We start from the raw sequence: 14720 nt of genomic DNA, 5'->3' as shown, positions 1-14720 counted from the left end.
ATGAGATTTATTCAATTTAATGATAAAAAGGTCGACTCCTTTCTATTCATGGAATTATCGGACCTTGCCAAAACAATCTCAAAAAATCCTGAACTCGAAATAGAGTTAGGCTATAAATCTTATCTTGACCCGATCCAGCAGAAGATTATCATTAGTCATTTTTGGGATAATCGCGCAACTAGCGACAAACGATATGGACTATTAAGTGATGTCTTTTTACGGACTATTGGTAGCATGAAATATACGGATTTTAAAGAAATTGATCGTTATTTATCATTCTGTAGAAAAAGCGATCTTCCAAGTTTCGCGAAGCAATTGTTTATGCTGTTTGAAGATAGTCGTTTGGAAGAACTATGTAAAAAAGAACGGCCAGGAACACGAAAATCCTTTACCGAAAGACGACGTATTTATCGCAAGTATTATGAGGATCAGCTCCATGTCAATATTGTTAAAAGTGTACCGACTGACGCTTTGTTTACCAGCATTTTTGTACTATTAACGGCTGAGTCACCTCTTGAAGAAATTCCGACGATTCAACAAAAAATAGATCTCGTGATTCCGTTTTTACGAGGGCAAATTGAGAAAGTCTTTGATGCAAAAAATACAAAGGATATCATCAAAATTTGCATGGAAATCATTGAAGTACTTGAGGATGTGCTTGATGAAGATATGTTAAATACGTATTTTCATTTACCAGAACTTGATTATGAAGTACTTGAAGATGGCTTAACAATTGATGATTTGAAACGGAAAGATAAGTTAAAAAATAATGATGTGCTTGATGATGTCAAAAAAGGGGATGAAGATATCCATGAGGAGAAGTTCGAAACCTGGCATCGTGAAACAAGTACACCAACAAAAAGCTTTTTACAATTTGATTTAGAACAAGGTTCACGAACGAATCTGATGGGTGAAGGGGCAAGAGAAGGAGAAGAGGGTGACCAAGCGTTAGGGATTGCCCAAGGCTCGTCTAAACAAAGTAAAAATAAAGACTATTCCAAGATGGAAGCAATGGAATTGGTACATTCTGAAAAAGAAGGTTCCTCAGAAACTGAATTTGGAAAGGAAAATCGCTTTGCATACCCTGTCTTCAAGAACACACGAAAACCAACGGACGAAGAAGTGATCCAATATGAAAAAAACAAATCGGTCATTGCGCCTTATCAGAAAAAGCTTAAGCAGATGATCCTTAAAACATTGGAACATAAAAAGAATCTCCCTAGAGGGGATTTGCATTTTGGAAGACTAAATAAGAAGCTAATTCGTATCTTTACAGACGACAATCCTAGATTATTTTATAAAAAAGAACAGCCATCCCATCAAATTGATGCGGTATTCTCATTGTTAGTGGATTGTTCAGCATCGATGTACGATAAAATGGACCAAACAAAGCTAGGGATTGCACTCTTTCACGAAGCGTTAAAATCTGTCCAAGTTCCTCATGATGTGACAGGTTTTTGGGAGGACACCAATGATGCCGATAGTACAAAACAACCGAACTATCTGCAAACAGTGATTGATTTCGATTCGAGCCTAAAGCGTAGCTACGGAGCGGAAATCATGCAGCTTGAGCCAGAAGAAGACAATCGTGACGGTTTTTCGATTCGTTTGCAAACGAAGAAATTATTACAACGTACCGAGAAACAAAAATTCTTACTTGTCTTTTCTGACGGAGAGCCCGCAGCATTTGATTATGAGCAAAATGGTATTATTGATACACACGAAGCCGTATTAAAAGCACGAAAACATGGAATCGAAGTCATCAACGTCTTCTTATCAAATGGAGAAATTGATGAAGGTCAACAAACAACGATCCAAAACATATACGGTAAGTACAGTATTTTAGTACCAAACATCGAGCAATTACCAGATGTCCTGTTCCCATTACTGAAAAAGCTATTATACAAAAGTATTTAACAAGATTATTTTGTCTTTTTCAATAATTGATACCAAGTTGATCGGAGCATAAGGTGGCGACTCCTCGAAAATATATTCACATTTTCTTCGTGCGTGGGTTATTTCAAAGAAGCAAATTCAAGTCCAGCGGGAAAAGGTGAGACTTGAGACCCCGCAGGAGCGGCAGCGACTTGTTCAGTTTCAGCGGCTAGAAACTCGAGAAATTTCAACTCTCCTTCAGAGGCAAATTACGCCTCTTTGTCGGAGTGGCCAAATTTTCTCGTTTCTGTGCAAGCCGCCTCCACATTTCGTTGAGAAGGCTCAAGCCACGCCCGCGGAAAGCGTCCACCTGAAGCGAAAGTCAACAATATAAAAACAACAAAGCTTAGGAAAACAGCCTTTTTTCAAAAATACGGCTAATAAAAAAGTTTTATGGCCAATAATTTAGATTTATAGCCGATAAAATAATTTTACGGCCAATAACAAGACTTTATGGCTGATAGCCACTATGTCATAGAAATCGATAAAAAAAGATCCAGCTACTTTAGCTGGATTTTTTCTGTACTAGAATGTTATCCCATCCCCAATCATATGATGAATTATCAAGTAATGAGGGGTGAAGGATGTGCAGGATTCAAAGCGATTTACACAAATTCCAGAAGAACTCATATCAAAGTATTTTACATTAAGTGAACAGGCTAAGGTAATTGAGAAGGAATTAAAAGAAATGAAGAAGGTTATTAATGTGTATTTTGATGAGACGGTAGGAAAGCAAGAAAAAGGGGAGTCAATCGTTGGAGATTACAAGATTCAACGACAAATACGTACCTCTGAAAGCTATCATGATGAAAAACTGGTTAAGAAATTAGAAGAACTTAATCTTGTCGATTGCATCCAAATTATAAAACAACCTGACCGTAAGAAAATTGATGCTGCAATTACACTAGGTCTTCTTGGACAAGCAGACATTGAGGATTGTATTGTTACAAAAACTACAAATGCAATCACTGTACGCAAACAATAAAAACAGGAGAGGTTTCTCTCCTGTTTTTACTACTTGTCTAGCTTTAGGCGCCATCGGCCCAAGGTCACAAGCCATTCGATTCTGAAGGCGAAAAGTGCATTCTGTCAACGTTTGTCTAGTGCTTGTCGCCCATGCCGGGAAGGCTAGGATTCCAGCGTTGGCACAGGGATGCTCTTAGCGGAATTGGGGCGCCTTGCACTTTTCTATTAATCTACGACAATATAACCAATCATCGGACCGTTATTATTAATATCGGAGTGATTCAAGCAAATGATACGATACATGCCTTCTTTCTCAAAGTTTGCATTAATCGTGATTTCTTCTCCTTTTTTCACTGTACCTTTGATGTCTGTACCTTCGATATAGAATGAGTGCTCTTTGCCATTTACCCCATAAATATTAAAGGTAACTTCCTTACCTTGAGGAATATAGACCGTACCAGGATTCCAGAAATAGGATTCAATTTCTTTGCCTTCATCTGTTTTTGATTTTAATTCTCCAGTTGTAATATGTATTACAACATCATCTTTGGCAGTTGTTTGTGGGGCTATCGTTGGAATAATCTCAGGCTGCAGCCAAACCCAACCTCCTATCATTACCACTGCAGCAACAAAAGCGGCAACAATCCAACTTCTTTTAATCACAACAAATTTCATAATCAACCCTCCTAATGTTTGTCTCCCTATAATGTATGCTTGACCCACTCGAAAACTTGTCTACTATTTAAGTTTTTTTAAAATTCTAAAAAGGAGTTTTGCGAAATATGTAGAATATTATAGAATATATAACTACGAACTTAAGAACTGATTGAAGTGAAGGAAAGGACTTGAACGGAATGAATCCTGTAGTAGGAGAACTGATTTATTATCTTGAAAGCAATCTATCGCTTTTTTTAACATCTTGGAAAGATAAAGCCGTAATGTCTGAAACTGACATTCATAAAGAAAAATTAGTTTTAAATGGGTTAACAATGTTTGAACTGATAAAAAACTCAATGATTAACCCAATTGATGAAGAAGCACTAAAATCGTTTGCATATAAACTAGCCAAAGAACGAGTAGAAGCGAATATTAATATCGGGGAATTCATTTATAATGTAAATTTAGGTAGAACAGAAATTTTAAAATACATATACCGTTCTAAACTAGATCATGATCAATTAGACCCTATATTTGAAGAAGTGAATCGGATTTTTGATCTGTTCTCCTATTATGCTGTTTCCAAATACACGGAAATAAAAGAGAATCAGCTCCAGGAAAAAATTCAATACATAGACCAAAGCCATCAAGAGCGGCTAACCATTTTGGGACAAATGGCATCTACATTTGTTCATGAATTCCGTAATCCGCTTACGGCAGTTATCGGTTTTGTTAAATTAATTGGAAATGATAACCCTAACATAAAATATTTAGATATCATCAGTCATGAACTAAATCAGTTGAATTACAAAATTTCGCAATTTCTTCACGTATCTAAGAAGGAATTAATTGAGAAAAGTGAAAATGAGGTTTCATTACTCGATTTATTTACTGAAATTACGGAGTTTATTTATGCTAGTATTTTAGATGGTGATGTAAAGGTACATACAAATATTGGATCAAACATTTATATTACTGTTAATGAGGATGAAATTAGACAAGTATTGTTGAATATTCTAATGAACTCCATTGACGCATTAAAACAAAGAGAAACCGATCGCAATATTATCATAAAAGGCTATAACCTTGATAATCAAATTATTGTGTCTATTTCTAACAATGGCCCAGCCATACCTAAGGAATCCTTGGATACGATATTTGAACCCTTTTATACAACAAAGGAATTTGGTACAGGGATTGGACTTTTTGTTTGTAAAAAAATCATTGAAAAACACGGTGGATCCATATCATGTTCATCAGATTCAAATTTAACGGAATTTAAAATCGTCTTACCATATAGTAATGCTAGCTAAACTCGGGAAAAGAACCGAGTTTTTTCATGTCTTGTTCCAGGCGCCATCGGCTCGAGATCATAAGCCTTCTGAAGGCAAAATGCACCTTCTGTCAGCGCTTGTCTTATGCTTGTCATCGATAAGAAGGCTCCTTGCACTTTTCATTATGTCCAAAAATAGGAATCGTGTATAATAGGAAGAGTGAATTGGAGGAATTTATATGAAATCACTTGTTCTTGCAGAAAAACCTTCTGTAGGAAGAGACATTGCACGTGTCCTTAATTGCCATAAGAAAGGGAATGGCTTTTTCGAAGGAGATCAATATATTGTGACATGGGCACTGGGCCATCTTGTTACATTAGCAGACCCTGAAAAATACGGAGACCAATATAAATCATGGAAATTAGAGGATCTACCGATTATACCGAATCCTCTAAGCCTCGTTGTAATTAAGCAAACAGGTAAACAATATAGTGCCGTAAAAACACAAATGCATCGTAAAGATGTCAATGAGATTATTATCGCAACAGATGCCGGTCGTGAAGGTGAACTTGTTGCTAGATGGATTATTGAAAAATCAAATACACGTAAGCCCATCAAACGTTTATGGATTTCATCAGTGACTGATAAAGCAATTAAGCAAGGTTTCGCAAACTTAAAGAGCGGGAAGGAATATGAGAATCTTTATTCCTCAGCCGTTGCCCGTGCCGAAGCTGACTGGTTAGTCGGAATCAATGCAACAAGAGCATTGACAACAAAGTTCAATGCACAGCTCTCTTGTGGACGAGTGCAAACTCCAACGTTAGCCATTATTGCAAAGCGTGGAGAAGAAATTCGCAACTTTAAACCAATACCATACTTTGAAATAAATGCATTAACGGACAGCTTAACCTTGAAGTGGCAACATGAAAAAACAAAGGAACAACGTATTTTTAAAAAAGAAGTTTCAACTTCCATTCTACATTCCCTTCAGGGACAAGAAGCTAAAATTACAGACGTGCAAACTGCACAAAAGAAAAGCTATGCACCACAGCTCTATGATTTAACAGAGCTTCAACGTGATGCAAATAAACGTTTCGGATTTTCAGCTAAGGAGACTTTAAATGTTCTTCAAAAGCTTTACGAACAACACAAACTTGTTACGTACCCAAGAACCGATTCAAAATTTTTATCAACAGATATTATAGATACTCTGAAAGATCGAATTGAGGCTTGTATGGTACAACCATACGCGAAACTCGGTGCCAAGATACTAAAAAGCGGAATTAAAACAAACAAGTCGTTTGTTGATAACAGCAAGGTAACCGACCACCATGCAATAATTCCAACGGAGGAACGCCCAAGCATACAGGCTCTATCCGCAAAGGAAGAAAAATTATATGATTTAATCGTAAAACGCTTCTTAGCCGTTTTTCTTCCACCGTATACCTATGAACAAAAAACCGTTCAGGCACGCATAGGCAAAGAACTGTTCGTGGCAAAAGGGATTACTGTTGCTTCACTAGGTTGGAAAGAAGTAATTACTTCGATTGATGAGAATGATGATGCAGGTCAAATACCGGCAACCATACATCCAGGAATGAGCCTAAAGGTTCTATCTGTTAAGGAAATCGAAAAAGAAACGCAGCCACCAAAGCCATTCAATGAAGGAACCTTACTTTCCGCAATGGAGAATCCAGCAAAATATATGGCTGGAGAAAGCAAGGAGTTAATTGAAACCATTGGTAAAACAGGCGGATTAGGTACGGTAGCGACACGCGCGGATATCATTGATAAACTTTTTAATACATTTTTAATCGAAAAAAGAGGGCAAGATATCCACATCACCAATAAGGGAAAACAACTCTTAGAGCTAGTACCTGATGATTTAAAATCTCCTGTACTCTCAGCGGAGTGGGAACAGAAGCTTGAACAAATCGCAAAAGGCAGATTAAAAAAGAATACGTTTATATCAGATATCAAGCAGTACACAAAGGAAGTCGTCAAAGACATAAAAATGAGTGATTCAAGGTTTAAGCACGACAATATCACAGGCACAAAATGTCCTGATTGTGGGAAATTAATGCTTGAGGTTAATGGTAAAAAGGGAAGAATGCTCGTTTGTCAGGACCGTGAATGTGGTCATCGTAAAAATATTGCAAAATTAACAAATGCAAGATGCCCGAACTGCCACAAAAAATTGGAGTTACGTGGAGAAGGGGAAGGACAATTATTTGTTTGTAAATGCGGACACCGGGAAAAACTCTCGACATTCAACGAGCGACGTAAAAAGAACCAATCCGGTAAACTATCTAAACGAGAAGTCTCCAATTATATGAAAAAACAACAAAAAGAAGAACCAATAAATACCGCATTAGCAGATGCCTTAGCAAAGCTAAAGCTTGATAAATAGGTTTGTTTGGTTCCACCAATTAGAAACCTGAGTCTAAAGTAGACTCAGGTTTCCCTATGTTTATTTTTTCTTACCTTCATTTGTGCTGTAATAGAATTTTGCTGTAATCGAACCATCTTCGTTTTCAACAATATCCGTCACATGGATTCCGGAATCGGCAGGTGTTGATCCATAGCCTTTCCAGAAGTAGTATGAACCAGTGTGAACATTGCCAGAAACAGGGGTGATTTTATCGCCCGACTTAAAGAAGTCACCAGCATCTCCGCGGTTTACATATTTTTCAAGATCATATTTTCCATCTGCTTGTAACACTGAGAGTCCATAATGTGTTACAACTGTACCATCGCTTGCAGTCTGAGACTGGTTGTGTTGGAATCTTTTATTCATCCAATTCGCGACGTTATTTGGACGGAAACCAGCAGTTTGGTATAAATTGATGATATTTTCATCCACATGCCATGCTACTAACCCATGTGCATCTCCACCTTGGCGGATTAACCCTTGGTTAAAGCCACTTTGTTGAACATTTTCAAATATGAAATATTCTGTTCCGTTAGAACCTGGAACCGCCATTTTTACGATTCCATTGTCGTCATCCGCTTGATCAATGGAAGGTAAGGTAATTTTCTGAACTCCATCATCTGGTTTCACTTCGATTGGATTCACCCAACCTAAGAAAATTTTAGAGAATGGGTCAAAATGAGTAGGAGAGTTACCGTTGTATTGGAGTGCATCAGGGTAACGCATCCAAGATCCACCCGCCATCATTGAGTAGTTACCAACACCTTCAGAGTTATATGCTGTATCATAGAAATCTGGTAATCCCAACGCGTGACCAAATTCATGTGCGTATACACCAACCTGTGCAGGGTATGGTCCTGTCACAGATGCTTCATCATATTCGCCAGTTGCCGCGTTAAATCCGGCTACATTTCCACCAATCGCTGGTTGGATATTGTAATTGTTAACAATTACGCCATCATAGGTCATTGCTTCATCTTCCGTCTTCGCAATCCATTCATCTTGGCTCATGCCTTCATAGACATCAGCTGGTATACCCGTTTCATAGTATTTACCATAATAAAGAGCACTTAATAGATTCCATTTATGGGACCAGAATTGAGCAGGATCACGACTCCATTCCGCTCCAGTTCCTTCGTGAACGATAAAAATGTTCGGAACTTCTCCATTTTCAGCGTATTTAGAGAAATCAATTTGATCATCAGCTGCCTTCAAAAGGTCACGAACAAACTCACCCGTATGTGCATCGCCATTTACGTTACCAAGAACATACCTTCCATTTTCAGCATATGTTCCTTCTTGATCGAGGTAATAAGATGCTCCTTTAGGTAGTTCCACCCAAGCAAACTCAGTATTTTCATGTCTCATTAAGTGCGTTTTTCCATAACTTGATTCTTGATAGGCGTTTTGCATGGTACGATCCTTAGGTACGTTGGGACCGTCGTATTCTTTAAAAACATCAAGTTCATACGGATTGTATTCGGTTCCAAAAATAAGATCCTCATAATATTTGGCAGGAACCTGGCCATCAAGATCACCAATCGGTTCATCTCCATCTTTATACTTTGCGAGAATTACCAAAACTGGAATATCCCCTGTGGCTTCTTTGTAAGCTACATGATTATCACCAGGTTGTTGAAACTTCTTGCCGTTATTCGCGATTTTTTCAGCTGGGTCCACTTTTGACACATCAAATCCTAACTCTTTCGCCTTGTCTGCTAGTTCTGGAGTCGCAGCAACATATTTCGCAAGACTTAAGTCATACTTGCTAGTTTCAACCGAAGAGGACTCATCAAGTTGAAAACCTGTAAGCACAACACTCCCAGCTAAAGCAAGAGTAATACCTGCTTTTGATAATACTTTTAACAAAAACATCACTCCTTTATGTATGATAGAGAAAATATAACAGAATATTCGGAAATAAATAAGATTCGTTCGTCCTAACTATCCATGTGACCTAGTTCTCATTATTTATAAAATCGAGAAATAGTCCTAGGTTATAGTTAGAAAGACATGGTTCTTTTTGAGTAATAATATTTAACTATGTATCTAATTTTTGTTGGGGAAATGCAGGTGATTTTATTGCAAGAATAGAAATATGTATTACTGAAAGTATATTGCAAGGAGTTTTTTTATGAGAAACGAACAAGAGATGATGGAACTTATCCTGAATATCGCAAAGGAAGACGAACGTATTCGGGCTGCCTACATGAACGGTTCAAGAACGAATCCAAATGTTCCAAAAGATATTTTTCAAGATTACGACATTGTATATGTAGTTACTAATACTCATTCTTTTATAGAGGATGATCACTGGATGAATAATTTTGGAGAATTACTCATGTTACAGGAGCCTGATAAAAATGACAAATTATGCGGAGCTAATTTAGATTTTGCTCACTCTTACGGTTATTTGATGCTTTTCAAAGACGGAAATCGAATTGATCTTCACATTGAAACAATAGAAAGAATGCTTGAAGGTTATGGTAGTGATAAACTAACCGTTCCTTTAGTGGATAAAGACAATATCTTACCAACCATTCCTGCTCCAACAGATATTGATCATCAGGTCAATCAACCCACCGAAGCTATGTTTTTTAGCAGTTGCAATGATTTTTGGTGGTGTTTGCAAAATGTTGCGAAAGGAATTTGGCGTGACGAGTTACCATTTGCTAAGCAGATGTTTGAAATAGTGATTAGGCATCGCTTGGATGAAATGGTCGAATGGTGGATTGGGTGTAACACTGATTTTCAGGTTTCGGTTGGAAAAATGGGGAAGTATTTCAAAAGATATCTTCCAGTACCCTATTGGCAGCAGTACGAAAAAACATATTCAGATCATAACTATGAGCACTTTTGGGATTCTATATTTATCACTTGTCATTTATTTAGAACACTAGCAATTGAAGTGGCAGAACAGCTCTCGTTTACATATCCCATTGAGGATGACCAGGGTATGAGCGAGTATTTGAAGCATGTGAGACATTTACCGTCAGACGCCAAAGAAATTTATTAAAACCGGAAAGGGGAATGCCTTGTGTCAGAGACAATTTATGATATTGAAGACGTAATGAAAATGTTAGATTCTTTACTACGAGAGCCCACTCATTTTTGGGATACTTTTTATACTGACAGAGAAAAAAGCATACCCTTCTTTGTAAACTCTCCTGATGAAAACTTAGTTTCATACTTCGATAGAAATTTCTTATCTGGTGGCAAAGTTTTGGATTTAGGATGTGGGCCGGGTCGAAACGCAATTTACTTTGCTGCAAAAGGATGTACAGTTGATGCTGTCGATTTATCTGAAGAATCTCTCAAGTGGGCCGAAGAACGTGCTACTGAGAGTAAGTTACAAGTAAACTTCATTCATAAGAATATTTTTGATTTAGAGATTGAAAATGGGGCTTACGATATTGTATATGACTCAGGTTGCTTTCACCATATTGCTCCTCATCGAAGGATATCATACATAAATTTAGTGAAAAAGGCATTAAAACCTAATGGTTACTTTGCAATTACTTGCTTTGAGGAGGGCGGAGAATTTGGTGGTTCTAATATCTCCGATTGGGAGGTTTATAGATTACGCAGTCTAAAGGGTGGCTTAGGCTACACCCCTCAAAAGTTAAAGTCTGTTTTTAAAGAGTTTAAAGCTATCGAAATAAGAGAAATGAAGGTATTTGAACAGCCAGAACAAGTTTTTGGTGTACCTGGTTTTTTAACAGCATTATTTCAAAGATAGTGAGGTTTCGAGGTTGATAGATAATCCATTAATGATGGTGTAAAAATAAAATGATAGAATAAATGAAATATTTTTTGAATAAACCTTACTATCATTAAGATAAGGTAATGAACTAAAGTTGAGGTATCTAAAAAAATGAATGTTGGATTAAAAAACAATGCCGAAAAATGTTATCAACTGGCTGAGCATAAAGCGGCTCAATATTTTCAAGAACTAGATCAAGATGTCAATGACAAAAGTTATATTCCAACACTAACAAAAGACTTCAAAACTTGGAAGCATCAGCATATTCATCGGTCGCCATTTCCTTTTCTGAAAGGGGCGAACAGACCATCTGATACAAAGGATTATCATAGTTATATAAAATGGCTAAATTACACTGGAAAATTAGATCATTACTTAGACAGAAGTATTTCATATATATTTATGAGAGATATGGGAAAAGATCTTTTAGCGTCTGATACTCAATCAAGGATTGATAACGTAGTTACTAGTCTGAAAGATCATTTACTTAAAACAGTATCAAAAGAAGAAAATGAAGGATTTGATTTCTTTAGTACGGCAGGATTATATAAATGGGGACAAAAGGAAGGTATTGAATCGTCGATTATTTGGTTGTTGGATAAATTAAAGACGGTGTCTTTAAATATTCCAGAGGGAATGGATGGAACCCATGCTCAGAGAAAATTACTCAAAATCATCGCTGGCGTCATTATTAATGAGATGGAGGAAATGGGGGAGGACCTCGCACAAGATGTACGCACCCAAAAACTAGATAAAGCCCTTCGACTAGGCTTTTCCTATGGTCTTACCTATCCATTTATTGATGACCTTTTGGATGCAAATATATTGTCTGACAAAGAACAGCGGCAATATTCCGAGATGATTCGTACCACACTACTTACTGAATCTGTACCTGAGTCAGGGAATTGGACAGGGAAAAATAAGAAATTACTTGAATTTGTTGAGGCTGAACTTTCAGAAGCCTTCCAGTATATTAAGAGTCAGCAACCCGCAGAGAAGTTGCACTCTTTTTTTGAACAATCCTATGTTTTTTTTAAATCACAAGAAATCGATCGTGATAAGGTACTTTCAAATGCAACATATACAAATGAAGATTTATATGTACCCATTATTATTAAATCATCTTCATCACGTTTGATTGTTCGTTCATTAATAAATGCTCCCGAAGATGAAGGTCATGACAAACGGATTTTCTGTTACGGGATTTATAATCAACTTGCAGATGATTTTTCTGATATGTTTTCTGACATGAAGGACAGTGCTGTAACCCCTTATACGTATTATTTAACCTATCACAAGAAGCGAACCGACTTAATAAACCCGTATGAATTATACTGGGCTGTCATTTCTTATCTAATCCATAACATATACAAATCTAATCCGAAAGCCTGTGACATTATTTTGAATCGAGCTATTAATGGATTGAAACGATTTAAAAAGCGGGTAGGAAACAAAGTGTATGAAGAAATGATGGAGACATTCGCTTCGGGTAATCCAGCCTTTAATCATATCGTTCAGAAAATGGTTCGAAAAGCAGAAGATGTCGATTTTTTTGATAAACTACTACGAGATCACATGGTTACGAACTTAAAAAAAGAACAGCAAGAAAAAGAAGACTTTACTGAACTAGTTGAAGAAGTGCGCACAAAGATAGATAACCTTATAGACATCCAACCACATAACACCCTTGTTTCACCAGTAATAAATGCTGCAAATTATAGTCTGAACGGAGGCGGAAAAAGGCTGAGACCTATCGCAACTTGGATGATGGGTGTAAAAGAATATGGGTTAAAAGAAAGCACGATTATGCCATTGCTGAAGTCATTAGAGTATATGCATACGGCATCTTTAATCTATGATGATCTTCCATCACAGGATAATGCAGCCTTTCGACGTGGTCAAAAAACTGTGCATCAAGAATATAATACCGCCATTGCGGAATTAACGGGGCTCTTTCTGACTCAAAGGGCCACTTTCGAGCAAGCATCACTTGGTTTTGATCCAGAAAGAGTACTAAAATTGATTCAATACTCGACACAAAGTACGGAAGATATGTGCAAAGGTCAAGTTATGGATTTAAATTCCAAGGGAAAACAATTAACATTAGAAGAATTAAATCTGATGTGCCATTTAAAAACAGGGAAAGGTTTTGAGGCTGCTCTCATTATGCCTTCTATCCTCGCAAATGTGAACAACGAAAAAATTCAAGCTTTAAAAAAGTTTGCCAATCATGCTGGCATAGCCTTTCAAATTAAGGATGATTTGCTAGATGTTGAAGGAACATCCGAAATACTTGGAAAAAGGGTTGGTATTGACGCTCTTAATAATCAATCAACTTTTGTCACGGTCCTTGGTTTAGAGGGGGCTAAAAGAAAAATGTGGGAGCATTACTGTAAGGCGATGGAAATTTTGCAAGATCTTCAACTAAAAACTAGATTCTTACAACAAACATTAAATTATTTTGTACATAGAAACCATTAACAGGAAATGCCTGTCTCTAGATACTAACGAGTATCAGGGATAGGTTTTTTGTGTTTTTCTCTCATCTAGGTAAAAAGCACATTTTTGAGGTACAAGTTGAAAGGCATAAGCCTATGGAATAGGATGCTAGTAGGCTATGAATAAGGAGTGATTAACAGATGTATTATTACGACCCAAACGGGCAATTGCCGACATCACTACCATACCACACTGATTTAGAAGATTATTATGATTACGAAAGACAACTAGGCTCATTATTCCCATCTTTTGGAGGAGGTTCTATGGGACCTCCATTTGGACCACCTAGTCAAGGTCCAGGAGGAGGACCACCTTTCGGATTTCCTGGCCAAGGTCAAGGAGGAGGACCACCTTTTGGATTTCCTGGCCAAGGTCAGGGAGGAGCACCAACAGCACCGCCACCATCGTTTGTTCCAACTCAACAAGCTCAAACATTTGCTGTTGATCCTGGTAGCATAAGGAGATGTATGTTTAGATATACCTATGTATGGCTACGTGGGCCTGGACAATTCTGGTTCTACCCGACTTTTGTTGGCAGAAGATCTGTCTCTGGATTTAGATGGACTGGGTTCAATTGGGTGTATTTTGGAATTAGTTTAAGACAAATTCAATCATTTACCTGTTTTTAAAGAAAAATGGAGGAGAGCAGAGGAATTAACGATTGTTCCTAAACTCTCCTCTTTTAATTATAATAACTTTTTCACCATTACAATATGAGGTCCAATCGGTGGATAATCAAAAACTTCCCCATGTTGCTTGAAACCCAATCTTTCATAATACCCCTGAACATTCGTTCTACCCATGCACCATAAAAGTTCAATATCTTTTATTTGTAGAATACTTTCTGCATAATTCACTACTTCTCTTCCTGCTCCTCGCTTTCGAAATTCCCCAACTGTAGCCATAGCCCTTAGACGATATTGCTTTTCACTTGAAAAGTCTGGGTTTAACATGGCACAAAATGATGCGGTGCTAATTAATCTCCCGTAATAAAATGCTCCAACATGGAAACTTCCATTTTCATGATCTGATTCGTACATGCTAGCTTCCATTGGCTGATGTGGGCGTAAGATGCTGTGTCTCAATTCGTACGTCATTTCTGCTTCTATTTTCTTCACTTCAAGCATGTTTTTCCTCCGCTAATTAAAGTAATGATATTTAATAAATTCTTTAATCTTGGAAAATCCCCTTCAAT

Annotated in this window: 11 protein-coding genes; 8 read left to right on the top strand and 3 right to left on the bottom strand. The window is 37.3% G+C overall.

Annotated elements, in window-relative coordinates:
- Complete coding sequence (locus AC6CHV_RS01240) at window positions 1-1917, top strand: cobaltochelatase CobT-related protein (RefSeq protein WP_498077934.1); 1917 nt, start codon at window positions 1-3, stop codon at window positions 1915-1917.
- Between the two features lie 604 nt (window positions 1918-2521).
- Window positions 2522-2920 (top strand): hypothetical protein, encoded by a 399-nt coding sequence (locus AC6CHV_RS01235; RefSeq protein WP_498077933.1) that lies wholly within the window; start codon window positions 2522-2524, stop codon window positions 2918-2920.
- A gap of 206 nt (window positions 2921-3126) precedes the next feature.
- On the opposite strand, the gene AC6CHV_RS01230 is transcribed toward AC6CHV_RS01235, so the two are convergent.
- Window positions 3127-3576: a cupredoxin domain-containing protein gene (locus AC6CHV_RS01230; RefSeq protein WP_498077932.1), complete on the bottom strand. Its 450-nt coding sequence runs from the start codon at window positions 3574-3576 to the stop codon at window positions 3127-3129.
- A 179-nt stretch (window positions 3577-3755) separates the two neighbouring features.
- On the opposite strand from AC6CHV_RS01230, the gene AC6CHV_RS01225 reads away from it, so the two are divergent.
- Window positions 3756-4871, top strand: a complete 1116-nt coding sequence (locus AC6CHV_RS01225; protein WP_341331645.1) for a histidine kinase N-terminal domain-containing protein — start codon at window positions 3756-3758, stop codon at window positions 4869-4871.
- 199 nt (window positions 4872-5070) lie between these two features.
- Entirely contained in the window at window positions 5071-7242 is a 2172-nt protein-coding gene (locus tag AC6CHV_RS01220; protein WP_498077931.1) for a DNA topoisomerase III, read from the top strand.
- Window positions 7243-7302: 60 nt separating this feature from the next.
- Here AC6CHV_RS01220 and AC6CHV_RS01215 read toward each other — a convergent pair whose 3' ends face one another.
- Window positions 7303-9132, bottom strand: a complete 1830-nt coding sequence (locus AC6CHV_RS01215) for a M6 family metalloprotease domain-containing protein (RefSeq protein WP_498077930.1) — start codon at window positions 9130-9132, stop codon at window positions 7303-7305.
- A gap of 265 nt (window positions 9133-9397) precedes the next feature.
- Here AC6CHV_RS01215 and AC6CHV_RS01210 point away from each other — a divergent pair, with 265 nt between their 5' ends.
- From AC6CHV_RS01210 to AC6CHV_RS01195, 4 genes are all read left to right on the top strand, one after another.
- The gene (locus tag AC6CHV_RS01210) at window positions 9398-10279 is read left to right on the top strand and encodes an aminoglycoside 6-adenylyltransferase (protein ID WP_498077929.1); all 882 of its coding nucleotides are present in this window, start codon (window positions 9398-9400) and stop codon (window positions 10277-10279) included.
- Between the two features lie 21 nt (window positions 10280-10300).
- Window positions 10301-11002, top strand: coding sequence for a methyltransferase domain-containing protein (locus tag AC6CHV_RS01205; protein WP_498077928.1), 702 nt, complete (start codon window positions 10301-10303; stop codon window positions 11000-11002).
- A gap of 135 nt (window positions 11003-11137) precedes the next feature.
- A complete protein-coding gene (locus AC6CHV_RS01200; protein WP_498077927.1) occupies window positions 11138-13507 on the top strand; it encodes a polyprenyl synthetase family protein in 2370 nt (789 codons plus the stop codon).
- Window positions 13508-13665: 158 nt separating this feature from the next.
- On the top strand, window positions 13666-14154 hold the full coding sequence (locus AC6CHV_RS01195) for a hypothetical protein (protein WP_121448659.1): 489 nt from the start codon (window positions 13666-13668) through the stop codon (window positions 14152-14154).
- Between the two features lie 57 nt (window positions 14155-14211).
- Here AC6CHV_RS01195 and AC6CHV_RS01190 read toward each other — a convergent pair whose 3' ends face one another.
- A complete protein-coding gene (locus AC6CHV_RS01190) occupies window positions 14212-14652 on the bottom strand; it encodes a GNAT family N-acetyltransferase (protein ID WP_440273440.1) in 441 nt (146 codons plus the stop codon).
- Window positions 14653-14720 lie beyond the last annotated feature (68 nt).

This window comes from Ferdinandcohnia sp. GQ5 (assembly GCF_059759275.1).
This window is presented reverse-complemented; position numbering and strand designations above follow the sequence as displayed.